The 21222-nt window shown below is 64.3% G+C and carries 18 protein-coding genes, 1 tRNA gene and 1 pseudogene; 11 read left to right on the top strand and 9 right to left on the bottom strand.

Translation table 11 applies throughout. From position 1 onward, the window contains the following. Window positions 1-42: 42 nt before the first annotated feature. Entirely contained in the window at window positions 43-1023 is a 981-nt protein-coding gene (locus ACH79_RS10285) for an NAD(P)H-dependent glycerol-3-phosphate dehydrogenase (protein ID WP_161850926.1), read from the bottom strand. Between the two features lie 191 nt (window positions 1024-1214). After that, entirely contained in the window at window positions 1215-2288 is a 1074-nt protein-coding gene (tsaD, locus tag ACH79_RS10280) for a tRNA (adenosine(37)-N6)-threonylcarbamoyltransferase complex transferase subunit TsaD (RefSeq protein ID WP_161856300.1), read from the bottom strand. 143 nt (window positions 2289-2431) lie between these two features. Here tsaD and ACH79_RS10275 point away from each other — a divergent pair, with 143 nt between their 5' ends. The 5 genes from ACH79_RS10275 (at window position 2432) to ACH79_RS10255 (ending at window position 7108) form a co-directional block, all read left to right on the top strand. Further along, entirely contained in the window at window positions 2432-3187 is a 756-nt protein-coding gene (locus ACH79_RS10275) for a uroporphyrinogen-III synthase (protein WP_161850925.1), read from the top strand. A 124-nt stretch (window positions 3188-3311) separates the two neighbouring features. Then, on the top strand, window positions 3312-4544 hold the full coding sequence (locus ACH79_RS10270) for a COG4223 family protein (RefSeq protein ID WP_161850924.1): 1233 nt from the start codon (window positions 3312-3314) through the stop codon (window positions 4542-4544). 8 nt (window positions 4545-4552) lie between these two features. Continuing rightward, window positions 4553-6340 (top strand): heme biosynthesis protein HemY, encoded by a 1788-nt coding sequence (locus ACH79_RS10265; RefSeq protein ID WP_161850923.1) that lies wholly within the window; start codon window positions 4553-4555, stop codon window positions 6338-6340. 96 nt (window positions 6341-6436) lie between these two features. Next, a tRNA-Thr gene (locus tag ACH79_RS10260) sits at window positions 6437-6512 on the top strand. Window positions 6513-6640: 128 nt separating this feature from the next. Next, the gene (locus ACH79_RS10255; protein WP_161850922.1) at window positions 6641-7108 is read left to right on the top strand and encodes a hypothetical protein; all 468 of its coding nucleotides are present in this window, start codon (window positions 6641-6643) and stop codon (window positions 7106-7108) included. Between the two features lie 149 nt (window positions 7109-7257). On the opposite strand, the gene ACH79_RS10250 is transcribed toward ACH79_RS10255, so the two are convergent. Beyond that, window positions 7258-8289 carry a polysaccharide deacetylase family protein gene (locus ACH79_RS10250; protein ID WP_161850921.1) on the bottom strand — a complete coding sequence of 344 codons (1032 nt, stop codon included), beginning with the start codon at window positions 8287-8289 and terminating at the stop codon, window positions 7258-7260. 210 nt (window positions 8290-8499) lie between these two features. On the opposite strand from ACH79_RS10250, the gene ACH79_RS10245 reads away from it, so the two are divergent. Further along, window positions 8500-8778: a hypothetical protein gene (locus ACH79_RS10245; protein WP_161850920.1), complete on the top strand. Its 279-nt coding sequence runs from the start codon at window positions 8500-8502 to the stop codon at window positions 8776-8778. 243 nt (window positions 8779-9021) lie between these two features. Next, complete coding sequence (locus ACH79_RS10240) at window positions 9022-9249, top strand: hypothetical protein (protein ID WP_161850919.1); 228 nt, start codon at window positions 9022-9024, stop codon at window positions 9247-9249. Window positions 9250-9267: 18 nt separating this feature from the next. Here the strand turns inward: ACH79_RS10240 and ACH79_RS10235 are convergent, their stop codons facing one another. From ACH79_RS10235 to ACH79_RS10210, 6 genes are all read right to left on the bottom strand, one after another. Next, entirely contained in the window at window positions 9268-9441 is a 174-nt protein-coding gene (locus tag ACH79_RS10235) for a hypothetical protein (protein ID WP_161850918.1), read from the bottom strand. Next, window positions 9438-10811, bottom strand: coding sequence for an amidase (locus tag ACH79_RS10230; protein WP_161850917.1), 1374 nt, complete (start codon window positions 10809-10811; stop codon window positions 9438-9440). The genes ACH79_RS10235 and ACH79_RS10230 overlap by 4 nt, the downstream gene beginning before the upstream one ends. 31 nt (window positions 10812-10842) lie before the next feature. Then, window positions 10843-12192, bottom strand: a complete 1350-nt coding sequence (locus tag ACH79_RS10225; RefSeq protein ID WP_161850916.1) for a TRAP transporter large permease subunit — start codon at window positions 12190-12192, stop codon at window positions 10843-10845. After that, on the bottom strand, window positions 12189-12791 hold the full coding sequence (locus tag ACH79_RS10220; RefSeq protein ID WP_161850915.1) for a TRAP transporter small permease subunit: 603 nt from the start codon (window positions 12789-12791) through the stop codon (window positions 12189-12191). The genes ACH79_RS10225 and ACH79_RS10220 overlap by 4 nt, the downstream gene beginning before the upstream one ends. 113 nt (window positions 12792-12904) lie before the next feature. Beyond that, window positions 12905-14023 (bottom strand): TRAP transporter substrate-binding protein, encoded by a 1119-nt coding sequence (locus ACH79_RS10215; protein WP_161850914.1) that lies wholly within the window; start codon window positions 14021-14023, stop codon window positions 12905-12907. 334 nt (window positions 14024-14357) lie between these two features. Beyond that, on the bottom strand, window positions 14358-16037 hold the full coding sequence (locus ACH79_RS10210; RefSeq protein WP_161850913.1) for an MFS transporter: 1680 nt from the start codon (window positions 16035-16037) through the stop codon (window positions 14358-14360). A gap of 151 nt (window positions 16038-16188) precedes the next feature. Between ACH79_RS10210 and ACH79_RS10205 the strand changes: the two are divergent. From ACH79_RS10205 to ACH79_RS10190, 4 genes and pseudogenes are all read left to right on the top strand, one after another. Then, window positions 16189-17573, top strand: a pseudogene (locus ACH79_RS10205) (hydrolase). Between the two features lie 140 nt (window positions 17574-17713). Then, window positions 17714-19099, top strand: coding sequence for a cytochrome P450 (locus tag ACH79_RS10200; RefSeq protein WP_161850912.1), 1386 nt, complete (start codon window positions 17714-17716; stop codon window positions 19097-19099). 104 nt (window positions 19100-19203) lie between these two features. Continuing rightward, the gene (locus tag ACH79_RS10195; RefSeq protein ID WP_161850911.1) at window positions 19204-20613 is read left to right on the top strand and encodes an adenylate/guanylate cyclase domain-containing protein; all 1410 of its coding nucleotides are present in this window, start codon (window positions 19204-19206) and stop codon (window positions 20611-20613) included. Window positions 20614-20711: 98 nt separating this feature from the next. Then, window positions 20712-21089 carry a cupin domain-containing protein gene (locus ACH79_RS10190; protein ID WP_161850910.1) on the top strand — a complete coding sequence of 126 codons (378 nt, stop codon included), beginning with the start codon at window positions 20712-20714 and terminating at the stop codon, window positions 21087-21089. The last annotated feature ends 133 nt before the right edge of the window (window positions 21090-21222 follow it).

Here is a 21222-nt window from a genome sequence, read left to right as displayed (position 1 = left end):
AAGACGCGCTTCGCGCTCTTGCGCGGGCATGACGAGGAGAAATCATTCCTCCGCCTTGAACGGCCGCGTCAGCAGGCCTTCGATCGCGGCGTCGATCGTCACCTTGCCGCCCAGGATCGCCGCTACCGCCTTTGATACCGGCATATCGACATTCTGCGAAGCCGCCAGCTCGATCAGGACCGGCGCGGTGAACTCGCCCTCGGCGAGCTTGTCACGGTCCGGCTGTTCGCCGCGCCCAAGCGCGATACCGAAGGCGAAATTGCGCGACTGCGGGCTGGAGCAGCTCAGGATCAGATCGCCGAGACCCGACAGGCCCGCCAGCGTTTCGCTGCGCGCGCCGCAGGCGCGGCCGAGGCGCGCGAGTTCGCTGAAGCCGCGCGTGGTCAGCGCAGCCAGCGCGGAGGCGCCGAGTTGCCGGCCCACGACGATGCCGGCGGCGATCGCCAGCACATTCTTGGCCGCGCCACCGATCTCGACACCACGAACATCCGTGGTGTGATAGGGCCGGAAGGTCGATGAGCCGAGCGCCTGCACAAGACGGCTCGCCAGCGCCTCATCCTTTGCGGCCAACGTGACGGCGGTCGGAAGGCCGCGCGCGACATCGTCGGCGAAGTTTGGTCCCGACAGGATGGCAGGGATTGCATTTGGTGTGGCCTCGGCAATCACCTCGGTCATGAACCGATGCGTGCCGCGTTCGATGCCCTTGGCGCAGGCGACGACGGGTGTCGTCGGCTTGAGGAGCGGCGCAAGCGTGATTGCAGCCTGGCGCAAGCTTTGTGCAGGTGTTGCGATCAGGACGATCTCGGCGCGCGCTGCCGCGGCCATGTCGGCGGTGATGTTGATGCTGCCGTCGAGGCTGACGCCGGGCAGCCTTGGATTTTGCCGCGTCGCCTTCATCTGCGCGGCGCTGTCGGCGCTCCGCGCATAGAGCGTGACGTCGCGGCCGGCGCGTCTGGCGGCGCTGGCGAGCGCCGTGCCATAGGCGCCGGCACCGATCACCGCGACTGAATTGAACGATGACATCGAACGGCCTCAGCTCTGCTCCCTCGCCCCGCGCTTGCGGGGAGAGGGTTGGGGTGAGGGGCTGCTTCCGCGGGCGAGTACGAGGTGAGCGCGGTACCCCCTTACCCGGATTGCTGCGCAATCCGACCTCTCCCCGCAAGCGGGGCGAGGTAAGAGAGAGCTCGTTTTGTGTCTCCATTCCATGCGAAAACCTAAAATCCTGCGCGGGTATTGGTGAAGCCGGCCGGCGCTTTCGCGTTGGCATCCAGCAGCCAGCGCGCGCGTGGCGGCGCATCCAGCGTATCGGTCAATCCGAGCGCCATCCGTTCCGCGCCGGCCCAGGCGATCATCGCGCCGTTATCCGTGCACAACGCGGGCGGCGGAATGATCAGCGTGGTCTGCGCTTTCGCAGCAACGTTCTGTAACGCGCCGCGGATGGCATGATTGGCGGCGACGCCGCCGGCCGCAACCAGCGCGCGCGGCTGACCAAACCGTTCGTGAAACAGCCTTAAGCCCACGCTCAGCCGGTCCGCGGTCGATTCCAGCACCGCGGCCTGAAAACCGGCGCAGAGATCGTCGACGTCCTGCGGCTCCAGCGGCATCAGGCGGCTGGCCTCGTTACGAACAGCGGTCTTCAATCCCGACAGCGAGAAATTTGCATCGGGACGTCCGAGCATCGGCCGCGGAAAGGCAAAACGTTTGGCATCGCCGCGTGCCGCCGCGCGCTCAACCTCTGGCCCGCCCGGATAGGGCAGCGACATCATCTTCGCGACCTTGTCGAAGGCTTCGCCCATCGCATCATCGACGGTGGTGCCGAGTCGCACATATTGACCGACGCCGACGACAGCCACGATCTGGGTGTGGCCGCCGGAGGCGAGGAACAGGCAATAGGGAAATGCGAGTGCGCAGGTGAGCCGTGGCGTCAGCGCATGCGCCTCGAGATGATTGACCGCAATCAGCGGCGTATCATGAACCATCGCAATCGCCTTGGCGGTGGTCAGGCCGACGATCACCCCGCCGATCAGGCCGGGGCCGGCGGCCGCCGCCACCGCCGACAATTGCGCAAAGCCGACATTGGCGTCCTTCATGGCCTGGCCGACGATGCCATCGAGCAGGTCGACATGGGCGCGCGCCGCGATCTCCGGCACCACGCCGCCGAAACGGGCATGTTCCGATGTTTGCGAGCGTACGATATTGGACAGAATCCTGGCGCTGCCGTCGCGCTGGCGCTCGACCACGGCGGCTGCGGTTTCATCGCAGGTGGTCTCGATACCCAGCACCAGCATCGGCTTGTCGTTGTCCAAATTGAACCCTTGATGAATTCTTGCGCTGTCGCCAAAAACAACGCTTCGGTAACCGCGTAGCATTACGAGGTCGCAAGGTGCAATCGCCTGGGAATGCCGAAATCGTGTTGGCGGAGATATGAAATATGGCCGTTCTCGTCACGCGTCCAAGTCCTGACGATGAGACCACGGCGAAGGCGCTTCGCGCCCGGGGATTCGACGTCTTGCGCGCGCCAATGCTGCGGTTCGAGCCTGTGTCGTTCCAGGACGATGCGGATGCAACCTACGGCGCCGTCATCGTCACCAGCGCCAACGCCCTGCGCGCCCTCGCGTCGCATCTGGCAGACAGCCGGCTGCTCAGGCTGCCGCTGTTTGCGGTCGGAGAAAATACCGCGGCCGCGGCGCGCGAGGCCGGCTTTGCCGAGGTGATCGCGTCGAAAGGCGACGCGGGCGCGCTGCGCGATCTGGTGCTGGCGGGCGCAAAATCGAAGCAACTGAAGAAGAGTAGCCCCATCCTGTACCTTGCCGGCGCCGATCTGGCGAGCGACCTTGCCGGCGAACTCGGCGAAAACGGATTTACGGTCGTGACGCAGACCACCTACCGGATGGTGCCCGCGCCCAGCCTGCCACGCGAGGTATGTGACGCTTTCGTGGCGCATGAGGTCGAGGCCGTGCTGCATTACTCGCGGCGCAGCGCGCGTGCATTCCTGGAGGCGGCGCGCGCCGGCGGCGTCGAAATCTCGGCATTGGCGCTGCCGCAATGCTGCATTTCGGCGGCGGTGGCCGCGGTGTTGCGGGAGGCCGGCGCGAGCCAGGTGACGGCGGCGACGTCGCCGGATGAAAATGCCCTGTTCGAGGCGCTTGCCCGGGCGTTGCAGCCCCGGGCGAAACCCTCCTCTTGATGCCTAATCTTTAAGTCTGAGCATGGTCTTATCGGAAAACCGGTGCCGCCACCGCCGGATCATGCTCTAAGACGTCCCGACTCTGCTAAAGTTCCGGCACCTAACCATTCAAGGGAACCGTGTGATGGTCGATAACAGGCCCGAAGACACTGGATCGCTGCCCGATTCGGGCCGGCCGAAGCGAGAGCCCCCGACCATCGATCTCGAGGCAGTATCTAGCGAAACCAAGAGCGCGGCCGAGGCGGCGCCCGAGCCGGTGACTGAGCCCGCTCCAGAGATCGCCCAAGCGCCGGTTGAGGAATCTCCTGACGCCGCCGAGCCGCCGGCGCGGCCTGTCTCGCAGCCCGTCTCACCTTCCGTCTCGCCTTGGGTCGTCGCGCCGGTTTCCGGCGCGGTCGCGGCCGCGCTGGTGATCGGTGTCGGCTGGATGCTGGGCTGGCCGGCGATACAGCCCGCCTCGGTATTGCAGACCGCGCAGCTCAACGCCTCCGCGATCGACGGTTTGACCACGCGTGTTGCCGGTCTCGAAGCGAGAGCGGGCAAGCCGGTGGCTGATCCCGCCGCCGCGGCCCGCGCCGACGCGCTGGAAAAATCAGTCGCGACGTTGCGCGGCGAACTGGCCACGACGCGCGCGCAAGGTGAGAAGCTGGCATCCGCCGTCAACGAGGCGAGGTCAGCTCCGCGCGCCGACGGCGCGGTGTCGCCTGATCTCACCGCTTTTGCCGAACGCATCGCCAGGGTCGAGAACCAGATGCGGGCGCAGGGCGCCGAGATCGCGCAACAAGGCAGCAAGATCGCCGATACCAGATCAGCCGACGCCAAGGCGGCCAATGATATGCCGTGGCGGCGGGTGCTGGCTGCCGCACTGCTCGACGTGCTCGTCCGGGTCGGCGATCCCTATCCCGTGGCGCTCTCGACAGCCAAAGCGCTGGCGCCCGATCCCGATGCGCTGAAGCCGCTCGACCAGTTCGCGGAGAAAGGCGTGCCGAACGCCGGCAAGCTGAGCACGGAACTGCTGGCGGTGGTGCCGAAGCTTATGCCTGCCTCGCAGCAGAATACCGCCACGACCGGCACCGGCATCGTCGATCGTCTGCAGGCGGGCGCCGCCAAGCTGGTCAAGATCGAACGCACCGATACCGCCGGCACGGATCGCGGCGCCGTGGTGGCGCGGATCACGGCGGCTGCGCTGCGCAACGATTTCAACGAGGCGCGGCGGGAATTGAAAACGCTGGAGCCGGCTGATCGCGCCGCGGCGCAATCCTGGATCGAGCGGGCCGACGCGCGCGACGCCGCGCTGGCCGCATCCCGTCAATTTGCGGCCGAGGCCATGGCTGTGCTGGCCAAACCGTCGGAATAAGGATTTCAATGATCCGGATCATTCTGTTTCTATTGTTGATTGCGCTCGGTGCGGCCGGCGCGGCCTGGATTGCCGAGCAGACCGGCGATGTCGCATTGTCCTGGGGCGGCTATCGCGCGCAGATGACGCTGCCGGTGTTCGTGCTGGCGCTCGGCATCGTCATCGTCGCGGCGATGATGATGTGGGCGATCCTGCGCGGCGTGTGGCGCACGCCGCAGCGTCTCCGCCGCAACCGGCGCGAACGCCGCCAGGCCCGCGGCCGGCATGCGATCACGCAAGGCCTGCTGGCGATCGGGCACGGCGATTCCTCCGCCGCCCGCATGCACGCCGATGCCGCCCGCAAGCATGCCGCGCACGATCCGCTGGCGCTATTGCTGCACGCGCAATCGGCGCAGCTCGACGGCGACCGCGAGGGCGCGCAGCGCGCCTTCCGCGCCATGGCCGAACGTGAGGACACGCGCCTGTTGGGCCTGCGCGGCCTCTTCATCGAGGCGCAGCGCGCCGACGATCCCGTCGCCGCCGTCATGCTCGCCGAGGAAGCGCTGAAATTGTCGCCGTCGTCGTCCTGGGCCTCGCACGCCGTGCTCGGCTTCTGCTGCGCCAAGGGCGACTGGGCCGGCGCGCTGAAGATCCTCGACAACAACCAATCGGCCGGGCTGATCGACAAGGCGACCTATCGAAGGCAGCGCGGCGTGCTGCTGACGGCGCGCGCGCTCGAACTCGAAAAGGTCGATCGCGACATGGCGCGCGAGAGCGTGATGGAAGCGGTCAAGCTGGCGCCGACGCTGGTGCCTGCCGCGGTGCTGGCGAGCAAGTTCGAGAGCGAAGCGCATCAGGTGCGGCGTTCGATGCGCCTCGTCGAGGCGGCGTGGCTGGCGCAGCCGCATCCCGATCTGGCCGACGCCTATTCTCATGTGAAGCTTGGCGATTCCGCACGCCAGCGGCTGGTACGGGTCGAGACGCTCGCTGCGAAAGCGCCGGGCCATATCGAGGGGGCGCTGGCGATTGCGCGCGCGGCTATCGACGCCTCCGAATTTGGGAAAGCGCGCGAGGCGCTGGCGCCCTTCATTAATCAGCCGACGCAGCGCGTCGCGCTGCTGATGGCGGAGCTCGAACGCACCGAACACGGGGATAGTGGCCGGGCGCGCGCGTGGACCTTGCGCGCGGTGCGCGCGCTGCACGATCCGGCCTGGACCGCGGACGGCTATGTCAGTGATCGCTGGCGGCCGGTCTCGCCGGTTACCGGGCGGCTCGACGCCTTCCAGTGGCAGACGCCGGTCGCAGCGCTACCTTCCGACAAGGGACCTGCGATCGAGTCCTCCCCGTTCGAGGAAGCGATGCTGGCGACCCCGCGCCGCGCCGTAGTGATTGCGCCGCCCGAGGCGGCGAACGAGCCGGTGGCCGAGCCCGTCGCTCCCAACAAGCCGGAGCCATCAGCCGCCCCGGTCGCACCGGAGCCATCAGCCGCGCAGGACAATACGCCGCCAGCGTCTGTCGCCGCCGAGCCCGCCCCGGCCGAGGCAAGCCGCCCGGAACCGGCCGCTGAACCAACCCCCGCCCCGCAAAAGCCGGCCGAATCAACCCCGCCGCAGCCGGCCCCCCTGTTCCGGTCGCGCAAGGACATCCCAAAGGCCGTCCCGGCACCGATTCCGGCTGTAATCCCGCTGGTCCGGGCGCCTGACGATCCCGGGGTCGACGAGGACGGCCCGGCGGACGAATTCGCGGAACAAATCGGAACGCCCAAGGCGCAGGCTGGCGGCTGGCGAGGATTTTTGTCACGCTGGGGCGGCAACTAGAATTTCACGCGCCGCGTTTTTCTTGCCAATCGGGGCCGTCCCCGATATCAGGTGCGGGCGTTCGCGGGTAACCCCCGAGCGCCGCCGCTTCGGTCCGCCGCAATAGCTCAGTTGGTAGAGCACGTCATTCGTAATGACGGGGTCACAGGTTCGAGTCCTGTTTGCGGCACCACGCTTTATAAAAAATTCCCTGAAGAGTTCAGTGCACGTGGGTCACGAGTGTGTTGGCGTGACCTGCCTCACATAACAATCCGGTCGCCACCCGTAATCTCCCGGTCAACTTCAAGGGGAGATACAAACATGCGTAAATTCATTCTCATTGCAGGATTCGTTTTTGTATCCGCCGCGGCTCAGGCTGGGGATCGGAGCCTGTCGCTGGGCGGCATCGAGTCGCCGCGTGCGCCGACGCCCGCGAAGACCGTCGTCGATGCACCGAAAACCGCTGAAGTGCCGCAGCAGCCGGAACCGCCGAAATATGTCGAGCGGCCGGCGATCGAGCCCAAGACTGAGACACCGAAGGCCGAGACACCGAAGGTCGAGACAGCCAAGGCTGACGCGAACAAGGTGCAGACCAGCAGGCAAGCGCCGGCCAGACTCAAGGCGGCCAGGGCATATCGGCCCGCGGCGGCGGCCATGAACGACGGGCCCGCAAGGCCGATGGCCCGGAGAACGGCGTCGGCGGCGAGACTCGCAAGGCCGCACCGCATCCGCTACGCGATCCAAGCGCGCATCGTTCGCGCGCTGCATCAGCACGGCATCTACTGGTAAGCCGAGCACTCAATTCACGAACGTCATGACCGTGGCCCGGCTATTCACGTCTTCCTTCGCTGACGTATCCCCAAAAACGTGGATGCCCGGGACAAGCCCGGGCATGGCGTCTCGGTTAGAGGCGAGCTATCTAAAGGCGTCGCCAATCCCTACTGCGAAACCGTTTGCACCACGCTGCTGATCGGACGGCTGGCTACCGCCGGCACCTTCTGGTCTTTCACCAGCATCGCGTCATATTCGGGCAGGGTTTCGAGCTGCTCCTTGGCCTTCATCTGCACGACCTTGTAGCCGCCGGCCTTGAGGCGGCGAAGCAGCGTCGGCAACGCCTGCGCCGTGCTCTTCTGCAAATCGTGCATCAGGATCACGCCCTTGCCCTGCTTGTCGAGCTTGGTCATGACGTTCTGGATGACCTGGTCGGGACCCGACGATTTGAAGTCGTTGGAATCGACATCAACTGAAAACATCGAAATGTTGCGCGAGGCGAGATAGCCGAGGGCTACTTGCGTGTGTGCGAGCCCAGGGAAGCGGAAGAACGGCGCGGGCGCGGTCCCCAGCGCCATCTTCACGGCGCTAAAGCCCTTCTCGATCTCTTCCCGCATCTGCGCCTCGGTCAGCTTCTTGCTGTCGAGATGGGCGTGCGACCAGGTGTGCGAGCCGATGGTGTGGCCGGCAACCGCCACCTGCTTGAGAATCTCCGGATGATAGGTGGTGTGCTTGCCGACCGGGAAGAACAGCGCCTTGGTGCATTCATCCGCGAGCGCCTTGAGCACAGCGGGCGTGGTCGGCCATGGGCCGTCGTCGAAGGTCAGCACCACTTCCTTGTCGGTCAGGAAGTCGAACTGCTTGTATTGCAGGAAGCCAAAGCCGGGACCGCCCGTGGTGTCGATCACGACGGTGCGGCTGACGCCGAGCGCGTCCGGATTGGCGCAGGCCGATCGCACCGGCTGCGGCGCCGGAACCGGCGCGGGAGCAGGGGCCGGCTTCGACAGCGAGGCGGTCACCTCGACGTCGTCCCTCAGCGCAGGTCTCGCTGCGGCGGGGGCCAGCAGCGGCTCCATGCGGGCGGCGACGGTTTGAGGGGGAGCCGCGTCGGCACGCGGCGAGGAGGTCCAGAACCAAACGCCGGTGATGAGAACCGCCGTCACTACACTGGCCAGCATCAGGCCCAACGCATTACGCATCGCTAATCTTTCCAGATACTCGGGATACACACGCAACGGGCCATTAATGCCAACAATGTCTTAACGTCTCGCGAACAAGCGCCGGTTAGGCGAAGCGGATGAGGGGTTTATACGCGAGTGACGTCAGTCACAGTCGTGACAGCGGTTCCAGGCGCATGGTTCCTGCCATCAACAACGGGGTCCGCTATGGCGGGCCAACAGGAGCCGACAATGACCGCAGTGTTCTTCAATACCGTTCGCAAGGTCAGTTTGGTGCTGGCCTTGACCGCCTCCTTCGCCGCCGCCTCATCGACTGCGAGCTTCGCCTTCAGCTCTGAGGCGCAGCAGATGTGCACCGGCGACGCGTTCCGTCTCTGCAGCTCGGAAATCCCGAATATCCCGAAGATCACCGCCTGCATGATCAAGCACCGCTCTGACCTGAGCGCAGGCTGCCGCACCGTGATGGATCGCGATCTTGCGGCGAAGAAGGGCAAGCTCGCAGCGCAGTGATCGGCTCTCCGTCCGGCTCCCGAAAACGCTTGCGGCGATGCGACGCAGGCGTTTTCTTGAGGTTTCGGGATCTTCAAGCGGAGCGTTTCGCGCGATTTCGTTCATCACAAATGCGTTGCCAGCCCGGATTTCGGCGCTCGATTCCCGTTTTGAGGCGTTTTCCTCACGCGAAACGGTGTTCCCTCCGCTCGAAAACACGATAGAACGCGCCGATTGCGTTTTACCGGTACAAAGGCATAGCAAATGAGCAAGATTCTTCTCGTCATTCCCCTGGTTCTGATCACGTCAGCCGCCGCGGCCCAGTCCCAGCAGGACCGGCAGAAGGGGCATGACGCCTGCTCGCGCGACGTCTCGCGCTACTGCCGGGCGCACATGCAGGACGGTGACCAGATCGTGCTGGCCTGCCTGAAACAGAACCGCGCCAAGATCAGCAAAGGCTGCCAGCAGATGCTGGCGAGCCACGGGCAGTAGGCCGCCGGGAGCCGCGGTCTATCCCGCGCCGTTCCCGTTGGCGCGCAGCGATTGATAGAAGTCGTAGATCAGCAGCGCCATCACGAGCACGCAGATGACGATCAAGGGCACCGCCTTGATCCACCAGAGCAGGATGCCGAGAAACGTCAGGACGCCGCCAATGCCAATCAGGCCGGTGATCAAGTTCGTCATCTGCCGCTCCTTGTCTTCTTCGCCGAGCCGGCCCTGCCGCGGCCGCTTTTTCCGAGAGTATTGACCAGCCAGTTAGCGGTCCGGAGCAGCCGCGCATCGTTGCCGCGGCGCCCGACCAGTTGCACGCCGATGGGCAGGCCGCTTTCCGATTGCAGCAGCGGCAGCGTTACCGCAGGCGTGCCGAGATAGGTCCACGTCGAACAGAACACCGGGTTTCCGGTACTGTCGAGACCGCGCGGCGCCGGTCCCGGCGCGGCAGGGGTCAGTATGGCGTCGTATTCGTCGAACACGCCGTCAAGCGCCGCGTTGAGCGCCGCGCTGCCGGACAGCGCCCGCGCATAGTCGACGGCCAGGACCTTGCGGCCACGCTCAATCAGTGCGCGCAGCATCTCGCTCAAGGACTCAGCCCCCTGCTCGAAATCGCGATGCAGATTATGCGCCATTTCCACTTCCATGACGGTGCGGTGCATGTCGACCGCGCGATCGAATCCCGGGCTGATCTCGACCTCGGAAATGTGTTTGCCCAAAGTTTCGACCAACTCGGCAAACGCCTCCGTGGTCACCTGCTCCGCATGCTTCCAGGCCGGCGAGCGTATGAAGGCGAAGCGCGGCGGCAATGGCGGCTCGCTTGCCGCCACGTCAACAAAGGGGGGGCTGGCGAGGGCGCGCGTATCCGGATCCTCTTCGTCGAAGCCTGCAAGCGCCTGTGCGAGCAGCGCCGCATCGTCGACCGAACGCGCAAATACGCCGACGTGATCGAGCGCCCGCGACAAGAGAAGCGCGCCGCTCCGCGGAATCAGGCCGTGTGTCGGCTTGAAGCCGACCACACCGCAGAATGCGGCCGGTCGGATCACGCTTCCGTTGGTCTGCGAACCAATCGCGCCCGGCACCATCAAGGCCGCCACCGCCGCAGCCGAGCCCGAGGATGAACCGCCCGGCGTGTGGTCAGGGTTGTGCGGGTTCCTGGTTTTGCCCGGATTGAAGTAGGCGTATTCGGTGGTCACCGTCTTGCCAAGGATCACCGCACCCGCCGCGCGCAGGCGCGCCACGGCAGCGGCGTCACGTCGCGGCGTACGCCCCACCCAAAGTTTTGAGCCGAACTCGGTCGGCATGTCGCCGGTATCGAAGATGTCCTTGATGCCGATGGGCACGCCATGCAGCGGGCCTGTGGGCTTGCCCTGCTTGCGACGATCATCAGCAACCTCGGCCTGCCGCATCGCGTGGTCGCGATCGAGGAACGCCCACGCATCGATATCGCGATCGGCCTCGTCGATGCGCTTGAGGCAGTCGCCGACGAGGTCGACAGAGCTGAACCGGCCGTCGCGAATGCCCGCCGCGGCTTCCGTGAGGCTGAGCGCATTGAGGCTCATGCGCACCCTTTCGGCGTCTTACCCAAGCTGGTCACCGCGATCCATAGAGGTAGCTGGGCAACCACAACGCAATGGCGGGGAAGATATAGACCAGCGCCATGGTGAAGAAGACCAGGAAGACAAAGGGAAGCGCGCCCGAGAAGATGTCAGTGAGCTTCACCTGCGGCGGCGCCACGCCCTTCAGATAGAACGCGGCCATCGCCACCGGCGGTGTGTTGAACGCCGTCTGCGTGTTCAGTGCAACCAGGATGCCGAAGAAGATCGGATCAATGCCGTATTGGGGAAGCAGCGGCAGAAAGATCGGCACGAAGATGATGATGATCTCGGTCCATTCCAACGGCCAGCCGAGCAGGAAAATGATCACCTGGGTCAACAGCAGGAACCCGATCGGCGACAGGTTCATCGAGGTGAAGAACTGCTCGACCACCGATTGTCCGCCAAGGACGGCAAACACCGCGGAGAACGTCCACGACCCGATGAACAGGTAACAGACCATCGCGGTGGCGCGCACGGTCAGATACACCGACTCGCGCATCATCGTGAAGTTGAGCGAACGATAGGCGGCCGCCAGAACGATGCTCATGAGGGCGCCTACCGCGGCCGCTTCGGACGGCGTTGCCAGGCCAAACAGGATCGCGCCGAGCACCGAAACGATGAGCAGCGCCAGCGGCAGGAACGAGGTTGCGAGCGCCCAGACTACCGTGCTGAGCGGCACGTTGGTCTGCTCGGGCGGCAGCTTCGGCGCGAGCGCGGGATTGATGATCGCGCGCGCTATTGCATAGAGGACGTAGAGCCCGGCCAGCAGGAACCCTGGAAAGAAAGCGGCCGCATAGAGCTTGACCGCCGAAACGCCGGCGGTCGCCGCATAGACGATCAGGAGAATGCTCGGCGGAATCAGGATGCCGAGGCAACCGCCGGCGCAGACGACGCCTGCGGACAGCTTGGTGTCGTAACCTGCCCGCAGCATCGCCGGCAAGGCCAGCAGGCCCATTAGCGTGACAACGGCGCCGACGATGCCGGTGGCGGTCGCGAACATCGCGCAGGTGATCAGCGTTGCTACCGCCAGCGCGCCCGGCACGTTCTTCATCGACAGTTGCAGCGAGTAGAACAGGCGATCGAGAATGTTTGCGCGCTCGACCAGATAGCCCATGAAGAGGAACAGCGGAACCGCGACCAGCACATCGCTGGACGTGACCTCGAACGTCTTCTGCACCAGAAGCGTGAAGATGCGATTCTCGAAGAAGTCCTGGCCGGCCGTATAGTAGGCGTAGTAGCCGAACGCGACGCCCATCGCCATCAGCGTGAAGGCGATCGGGAAGCCGAGCATGATGATGAAGATGAATAGGCCCAGCATCAGCATGCCGAGTTGAGGATCGGTCATGCGCCTGCTCCTTTCTCGTCCTGCTGCGCGGCGGCCGCCTGCTGATGCTCGCGAATGACGAGGCTCTCGGTCTCCTCCACGTCGTGCAGGCGTTGCGGCCATCGGCCGGTGCGGATGCACAGCACACAGCGGATGACCTCAGCGAGCCCTTGCAGAAACAGGAGGACACCGGTGGCCGGGATCAGCGCTTTCAGCGGAAACACCGGCACGCCGGCCGGACTGAAGATGCTGACTTCGCGGAAGCGCACCGACATGTCGGCATAATTCCAGCCCGAATACATCAGCGCCGCGATCGCCGGCAGGAAGAACAAAATGTAGAGAACGAGGTCCATCGACGCCTGGGTGCGCGGCGACCAGAGGCGGTAGACCACGTCGGCGCGCACATGACCGTTGCGCGAGAGCGTATACGCGCCGGCCATCAGGAACATCGCGCCGTAGGTGATGTAGCTGATGTCGAATGCCCAGGTGGTCGGCGCACGCAGCACGTAGCGCATGAACACCTCGTAGCTGACACCGAGCGTGAGGACGAGAATCAGCCAGGCGAACGCCTTGCCCACCCATGTGCTGAGTTCATCGATGAAAAATAGAAACTTCCTCATGCGAGTTGAACTCGCGGCAAATCGCACATCCGAATTGTCCCCCAATTGCTGGTGAGCGGCGCGTCAACCGCGCCGCCCATTACTCGTACCGCCGATCAAGCGCCGCGAGCCTGTCAGACCTTGAGCACGCCCGGGAAGTGGTGCTCGAAGGCGCCACGGTAATCTGTTGCGTTAGTCATGTTGTAGTAAACCACGCGGCGCACCCATGCCTTCTGCGAGTCCATCACTTTCTTCATGAACGGATCCGACCCAAGCTGGGCGATTAAGCCGTCCCATGCCTTAATCTGCGCATCGAATACGGACTTCGGCGTCCGCTGAACGTTGACCTTGTCCTTATTGATCAGTTCCTGCAGGTCCTTGGAGTAATAGTCCATCCCCTTCCATTCATTGGCGGAAGAGACTGCCTCCGCAGCATACTGTAGGATCGCCTTCTGCTCGGCCGCCAGCGCATTATACTTCGTGCGGTTGAACATGATCTCGAAGTATTCCGTCGCCTGATGGTGGCTACCCAACATGTAGTTCTTGGCGACGTCCTGCGCGCCAAAGCGCCTGTCCGATGTCGGGTTGTTGAACTCGAATCCATCGATCACGCCGCGCTCCATGGCCGGCACGATTTCGCCGCCCGGAAGCTGCGCGACAGAGGCCCCCATTACCTGGAACAAGTCGGCGGCCAGACCCACGGTGCGGTACTTGAGCCCTTTCAGGTCGGCATCGCTGGTGATCGGCTTCTTGAACCAGCCGAGCGGCTGGGTCGGCATCGGCATCGCGAAGAAGCTCTTGATGTTGACCTTCATGATCTGGGTCTGGAGTTCTTCGAACAGCTCCTTGCCACCGCCGTTGTGAATCCAGCCAAGACCTTCGTTGGCGTTGAAGCCGAACACCGGTCCGGTACCGAACAGCGACGCCGCCTTGTGCTTGCCGTACCAGTAGACCGTCACCGTGTGAGCAGCATCGATCTGGCCGCCATGCACGCCGTCGAATACCTGGAACGGATGCACGACGGAGCCGCCCACAAGATAGTCGATGCGTAGCCGGCCCCCGGCCATGTCATTGACGCGCTTCACATAGTCTTCGGCCATCTCGTTGAAGACGTCGGCCTTGCCCCACGAGCCCTGCATCTTCAGGACCGCCGTCTGCGCCCGGCTGACTTGCGGCATCGCAATCACCGCACCGCCGGCGGCCGCGGCCGTCAGGAAACGGCGGCGCGTCGTTTTATCGCTACGCTTGCTCATGAGTTCCTCCCGGTTAAGTTGTCATCACCCGTCATTAGCGCGGGTGTGTTTGTCTTGACGACAAGTCAAAGGCTTGCGCGGCACTTTGGCAAGTGGGAAGTGCGCGGCGATCTTTCTAATCGCGCACGGGGTAAACGGCGCTGTCGTTTCGCAGACGCGAAACGGCCCTCGCTTCCCGCTCAGCGGAGCGAAAGCGCGCAGAATTCTTACACTTTAGTCGCAAGAAATCAGCCGCGAGAAATCGCGGGAGCGGTGTCGGCGGCCGTTTGGATACGGTTGGCGGAATTATTCCCGCGCCATTCTGCGCCCAAAAGTCGCGTCTGCTATCGAGGTGCTAGGTGCTGCTGCCCGCGGCCGTCGCGACCACCGGCAAGACCTCGTTGGCGGCACGGTCGGGGGTGTCTTCCTTCCAGCGGACCGAGCCGAACGGCCGCTCCAGCATGCGGCGAACGCGGATCGGTTCGGGCCCGAGATGGAAGTCGATCGCGCGCTGATGCAAGGCGCGCTCGGACTGCGTCGCGCGGTTACGCTGGCGCAGGTAATCGAGCCAGGTCGGGCAGTGGTAGCGCTCGGTCCATAGTTCGGGATCGCCGATATCGCGCGCGATCGACCAGCCATAGGCGCCGTTGCGCTGCCGGCTGAGCTGCACCTCCTGCATCACATTGTGGAAGGCGCGGGCGTTGTCCTGCGCGACGCGATATTCGATCTCGACCACCAGCGGCCCGCTGCGTCCCGTCAACGACAGCCGTACCTCGGGATCGGCCAGCGCCTCGGCTGGCGGCTCATAGCGGGCGCCGACCGGCGGCATGCGCAGCCAGATGCCGAGCAGCGGGGACAGCAGCATCAGTCCGGCGGAGACCAGCAGCGCGATCTCGACGCCGTACATATCGGTGAGGTGACCCCAGCCCCAGCTTCCGATCGCGATGCCACCGGCAATCGCGGCCTGGAACGCCGCCAGCGAGCGGCCGGCGACCCAGCGCGGCGCCGAAAGCTGCACACCGATATTGAACAGCGCGACCGCCAGCATCCACACTGCGCCCGCCAGCACCAGCGCGATCGCCGTCAGGATGGCGCTGGTGCTGAGCGCGACGGCTGCGATTGCACCGGCCAACGATATCGTGCAGGCGCGCACCGCGCCCTCGCCGCTCAATTGCTTGCGGACGGAGCCGATGTTCAACGCGCCGATCACGGCGCCCATGCCGAAGGCTCCCAGCATGACGCCATAGGTCTGCGCGCCGCCATGCAAGAGATCGCGCGCAATCAGCGGCATCAGCGCCGACACCGAGCCGCCGATGATGCCCGTGACGAGCGTGCGCGTCAGGACGATCTTGATCGAGGGAGAGTTGGTGATGTAGCGGACGCCTGAGACCATCGCGCGGTTGAGACGCTCGCGCGGCAGCCGCGACGGTTCGTGGATCCGGTTCCAGAGAAACAGCACGATCAACAGCGGCAGATAGAGCAGCGCGTTCGCCGCAAAGGCAGCAACAGCGCCGGCGGTCGCGACCACGATGCCGCCGATCGCGGGGCCGAAGCTGCGCGCGATGTTGTAGCTGATGCCGTTGAGTGCGACCGCAGCCGGCAGGGTCTCGGGCGGCACCTGCTCGCTGACCGAAGACTGCCAGGCCGGTCCCATCAGCGCCATGCCGGTGCCGACAATGAAGCAGAACAGCAAGAGGATGTTCGGCGTCACCAAATTGAGCCAGGCCAGTACGGTCAGCGCGCTCGCGCCGGTCAGCGCGATCAATAGCGACACCATCGCCACGACGCGGCGGTCGTGCATGTCGGCGATGGCGCCTGCCGGCATCGAGATCAGCATGATCGGCAGCATCAGCGCGGTCTGCACCAGCGCCACCTTGTCGGCGGACGACGTCATCTGCGTCATCGCCCAGGCCGCGCCAACGCCATGGATCAGGAGCCCGAGGTTGGACAGAAGGCTCGCCAGCCAGATTCGCCGGAACACCGAATGCCGCAGCGGTGCGAAGATACTATCGGAGCGCTTCGGCGGTTCGGTCATATCCGGTTCCGGTTGGGCTGCTAAAGGGGAGACGATGATTCCTGCGGCCCTCACAGATGCCTGCGAAAACCTTGCTCTGTCCAGTAGTTAGGCCGCTATGGGGACTGCTAGAGCACAGCTAGGGTACTGAAAAATGACGAGAGGAGCCCAAATGAGCCTGACGCGGCGAACCATGCTCAGGGGCGCAGGCGCGCTACCTTTGCTGGCGGGCAATCTTGCCGGCAATCTCAGCTTTTCCGCGTTGGCAGAGACCGCCTCGACGCCTTCGGTTGCGGGCGCGGTTCCGCCAATCCTGTTCGTGCACGGCAACGGCGATCACGCAGCGCTCTGGATTACGACGTTATGGCGGATGGAATCGAATGGCGTGCCGCGCGAGCGGATGATGGCGATCAGTTTCACCGATCCTCTCGCGCGCACCGATGACAAAGTGGAGCAGCCGAACCGTTCCTCGACCGAAGACCAACGCCGCGAGCTCACTGAGGCCGTCAAGGAATTCAAACAGCGCACCGGTGCGTCGCGCATTGCGCTGGTCGGCAATTCGCGCGGCGGCTATTCGATCCGCAATTATATCAGGAACGGCGGCGGCGCCGATGTCAGCCACGCCGTGCTGTGCGGCGTTCCCAATCACGGCATCTACGATTGGGATGAGGGATTAGGCGGCGAGTTCAACGGCCGCGGCCCGTTCCTGCGCAGCCTGAACGAAGGCGAGAGCGAGGTCACGCCGGGCACCGCGTTCCTCACCTTGCGCAGCGACGGCAACGATAAATTTGCGCAAGCCGACGGTCGCTTTGTCGGCAAGCCCGGCATGCCGACCGGCGTGACGTCAGAAGGTCCTGCGCTGAAGGGCGCGACCAACCTCGTGCTCGGCGCGCTCGATCATCGCGAGGTCGCGTTTCATCCGCGCGCGTTTCGCGAGATCTATAAATTCATCGCGGGCAGAGAGCCGTCGCGCATCGAGATCGTGCCGGAAGCGGAAGTCAGACTGAGCGGGCTTGTGACTGATACGCCGGGCGGCGTTGTCACCAATCGTCCCGTCTCGGGCGCGACGGTCGAAATCTATCGCGTCTCTCCCGATACCGGCGAACGGAGCGGCGGTCCGATCCATTCGTCGCAAACCGGCGCCGCGGCCGTTGGGGTCCGGCGCAGGTCGAGCCGGCCTGGTATCTCGAAATCGTGTTGACGTCGGCCGGTTCGCCGACGACGCATCTTTACCGCTCGCCGTTTCCGCGCTCCTCCGACGTCGTCAATCTACGCGCCGCGCGACCGCTCGGTCCGGCCGATGCCGGCGCGGGCGCCGTGGTGCTGATGTCGCGTCCGCGCGGCTATTTCGGCCTGCCGCGCGACGTGGTGCTGATCGACGGCAAGGAGCCCAGGGATGTGAAATCCGGCGTGCCGACCGATTCGGTGACGACGTTACGGCTTCCGGCCGAGGAGGTTGGCCGCTCCGTGGTAGCGATATTCAATACAGAGCGAATCGTGGCGCGGGCCTGGCCGGCCGGGGAAAACCGGATTGCGGTTGCCGAACTGACTTATTAGCTGTTCCCGACCGGTGCGCCTTTGCGGCGCCCGGATTGGAGACATAGATACGATCGTAGCCCGCATGAGCGCAGCGATATGCGGGGCTTTGGACAATCCCGGATATCGCTTTGCTCATCCGGGCTACGGGAGTGGCGCTCATGAGCATGGCCGGAGTCTACGACATGCCGGTGGCGCGAGGGCCGCTGGTGCCGCCGAGCCCGCCACGGGCGCCCGACGACATGACAGTGTTCGGGCGGATCAAGGCGATCCGCGAAAGTCCGATCGGCAGCTGGGGTCAGCGGGCCTATGAGGACGATATCGTCCAGGGTCGGTTCTTCGGACGCGGCACCTTCATCCTCAACACGCCGGATGCGATCCGGCATGTGCTGGTCGACAATTACGAAAACTATTCGCGCACGCCGGTTGGCATCCGGGTGCTGCGGCCGATCCTCGGCAATGGCCTTCTGATTGCGGAAGGACGGGCGTGGAAACACCAGCGCCGCACGCTGGCGCCGGCCTTCACACCGCGCGCGGTGACGCCGCTCGTTCCGCATATGCTGGCAGCGACCGACGAGACGGTTGCCAAGCTGCGCGCCGCCAGCAACGCACCCGTCGATTTGCGCGAGGCGATGCAGCGGATGGCGCTCGAGATCGCCGGCCGCACCATGTTCTCGTTCGCCATGGATCGCCACGGCGCCGCCTTGCGCGATTTCGTGATGGAATATGGCGAGCGGCTGGCGCGGCCGCACTTCCTCGATATGCTGCTGCCGCTGAGCTGGCCGAGTCCGCAGGACATTTCGCGCGCCCGCTTCCGCAAGCGCTGGACCGCCTTCGTCGGCATGCTGATGGCCGAGCGTCGCGCCGCCGGCAAGACCGCGGGCGCGTCGGCGCGCGACCTGTTCGACCTGATGGGCGACGCCCGCGATCCGGAGACCGGCCAGGCCTTCACCGACGAACAACTCGGCGACCAGGTCGCCACCATGATTCTGGCCGGCCACGAGACGACGGCGACCGCACTATTCTGGGCGCTCTATCTGCTGGCGCTCGATCCGGCCACGCAGGAGCAGGTCGCCACGGAAGTGCAGGACGCAACCGCCAACGGCGCGCTCGATATCGATAGACTGAAATTCACCCGCGCCGTGATCGACGAGACCATGCGGCTCTATCCGCCGGCATTCGTGATCGCACGCGCGGCGATCGCGCCGGACACGATCGCGGGCCTGCCGGTCAAGAAGAAGGACGTGATCCTGATCGCGCCGTGGATATTGCACCGGCACGAAAAACTGTGGCGCGATCCGAACGCCTTCATCCCGTCTCGCTTCATGACCGGGACGCCGCCCGATCGCTTCGCCTATCTGCCGTTCGGCGTCGGCGCGCGCGTCTGCATCGGCGCGCATTTCGCGCTGGTCGAAGCTACGCTGGCGCTGGCGAAGATGATCGGCGCGTTCCGCATCACGCTCGTCGACAAGGATCCGGTGATGCCGATCGGCGTGGTGACGACACAGCCCAACCGTTCGCCGATGTTTGCCATCACGCCGCGGTAGTATTTTTTTGATCGAGCGGATTGCCGGTTTGCGCCATGAAAACGCGCCGGGCCGGATAGAGCACCTTGCGGAGTTGCTCCCGTAGCGTCATCTAGGTTGTCAGCATGAGCGATACCCAGGCCCAGTTCTCAGTCCTGAAGCAGACCGCCGATCCCGCGGTCGTCGACGCCATCTCGCAATTGATCGCCAAGGGCGAGGACCGCGATCTCAACCGTATCAACCTCTTGGATTTTTCCGCGCGCTACGGGCTCGACGAGGAAAAGGTCATTTCGGCCTTTTTGCATGCGGCGCGGCTCGGCCTGTTCGATCTCACCTGGAATGTGCTCTGCCCCGGCTGCGGCGGCGTGCTCGGCGCGCACAACACGCTGAAATCGCTGCGCCACGACGATTATAATTGCGCGCTGTGCGCGCAAGGCTATGAGGCCTCCGTCGACGACCGCGTCGAGGTCGCATTCACCGTCAGCCCGCGCGTCAGGCGGATTGCCGCGCATGATCCCAACACGCTGCCGATCTGGGAATATAACCGGCAGATGTTCTGGAGCTCGGGAATGGACCTGAGCGAGGAATCGATCAAGCGACTGATCGACGAGGTGTCGCTCGAAGCTATCGAGCTGCCGGCCGGCGAAAAGGCGGTGCTGTCGCTGCACTTGCCCAACCAGTTCGTGATCGTGTTCGAGCCGGTGACGCATTCGGCGCACTTCTTCGATATCCAGGGCGAGCCGACCCGCGAGCGGCAGCAATTTTCGATCGTCTTCAACAAGCTGCAAGCGCCGACGGGCTCGACGGTGATGCGTCCGGGACCGCTGCGGCTGTCGCTGGAGAACCAGACCGACACGCGCGTGCTGCCTGCGGTCTGGATCGCCAACGATACGCTCCACGAACTGCTCGGCAAGCGCAAGCCGATCCTGACCGCGAAGCGGATGCTGTCCAACCAGACGTTCCGCGACGTGTTCAAGGCTGATAACCTCAACGTCGATCAGCGGCTGAAGATCACCTCGCTGACCTTCCTGTTCACCGACCTCAAGGGCTCCACCGCGCTCTATGAACGGGTCGGCGATCTCGCTGCCTTCGATCTGGTGCGGGCGCATTTCCATGCGCTGCTCGAAATCATTGCGTCCGAGAAGGGCGCTGTCGTGAAAACGATCGGCGATGCGGTGATGGCGACCTTCATCAGGCCGGAACATGCGATCGTGGCGGGCCTGCGCATGCGGGCGGCGATGGCGGCGCTCAATGCGGAGCGCGGCCGGGAGGATCTGATCGTCAAGATCGGTATCCACGAAGGCCCGTGCCTGGCGGTGATGTTGAACGAGCGGCAGGATTATTTCGGCCAGACCGTCAACATTGCGTCGCGCGTGCAGAGCCTGTCGACCTCGCAGGAGATCCACATTACGGGGCCGGTGATCGAATCGCCGGCGGTCGCCACCATTCTTCAGAGAGAGGCGATCCGTCCGATTCAGAAGGAAGCCGCGTTACGCGGCATCGCCGACAAGATGGTGGTGTACGAGATACCCTAGCCAGAGTGTTAGTTCATTTGCACGCCTGCCGCTGACTCACTAATCAGAACAGGTGTAATGTACACATTGTGACCAACTGACAATGTTTGGAGGTTGCAATGACCAAGGTGATTTCCTTAGTCGTCTTCGTACTGATGATCGGGTCCGCGAACGCTCAAAGCACGATCAGGACTGAACTCAAAAGAGGCGACCTAATCGGGAAGGACATGGATGTTGTTGTCACCGTTCTCGAAGTACCACCAGGTGAGGCAATTGCCAGACATATCCATCCCGGCGAAGAGGTCGTCTATGTACTTCAAGGAGCTACGCTTGAACTGCCTGATGGCACGCAAAGACCACTTCCCACGGGCGCTGCGATAATTAATGCACGTGAAGTGCCCCACGCCGGTTTCAAGGTTGGGGGTGACACTTCTCTAAAGATGCTGAACGTCCATATCGTTGATAAGGGCAAGCCAATGACCGAGTTCGTAAAATGAGAGGAAAGCAGTCGAAAATTGGGGAGTCCGAACGACTTGTTCGGATTCCCCATTTTGCGGATATGAGTAAAATCCCGACAGCCGGTCGAAGCACCTGAAACGCCAGAGATTCGATGCCCGCCGGTTGAAGACG

The sequence above is a fragment of the Bradyrhizobium sp. CCBAU 051011 genome (assembly GCF_009930815.1).
Lineage (GTDB): Bacteria > Pseudomonadota > Alphaproteobacteria > Rhizobiales > Xanthobacteraceae > Bradyrhizobium.
This window is presented reverse-complemented; position numbering and strand designations above follow the sequence as displayed.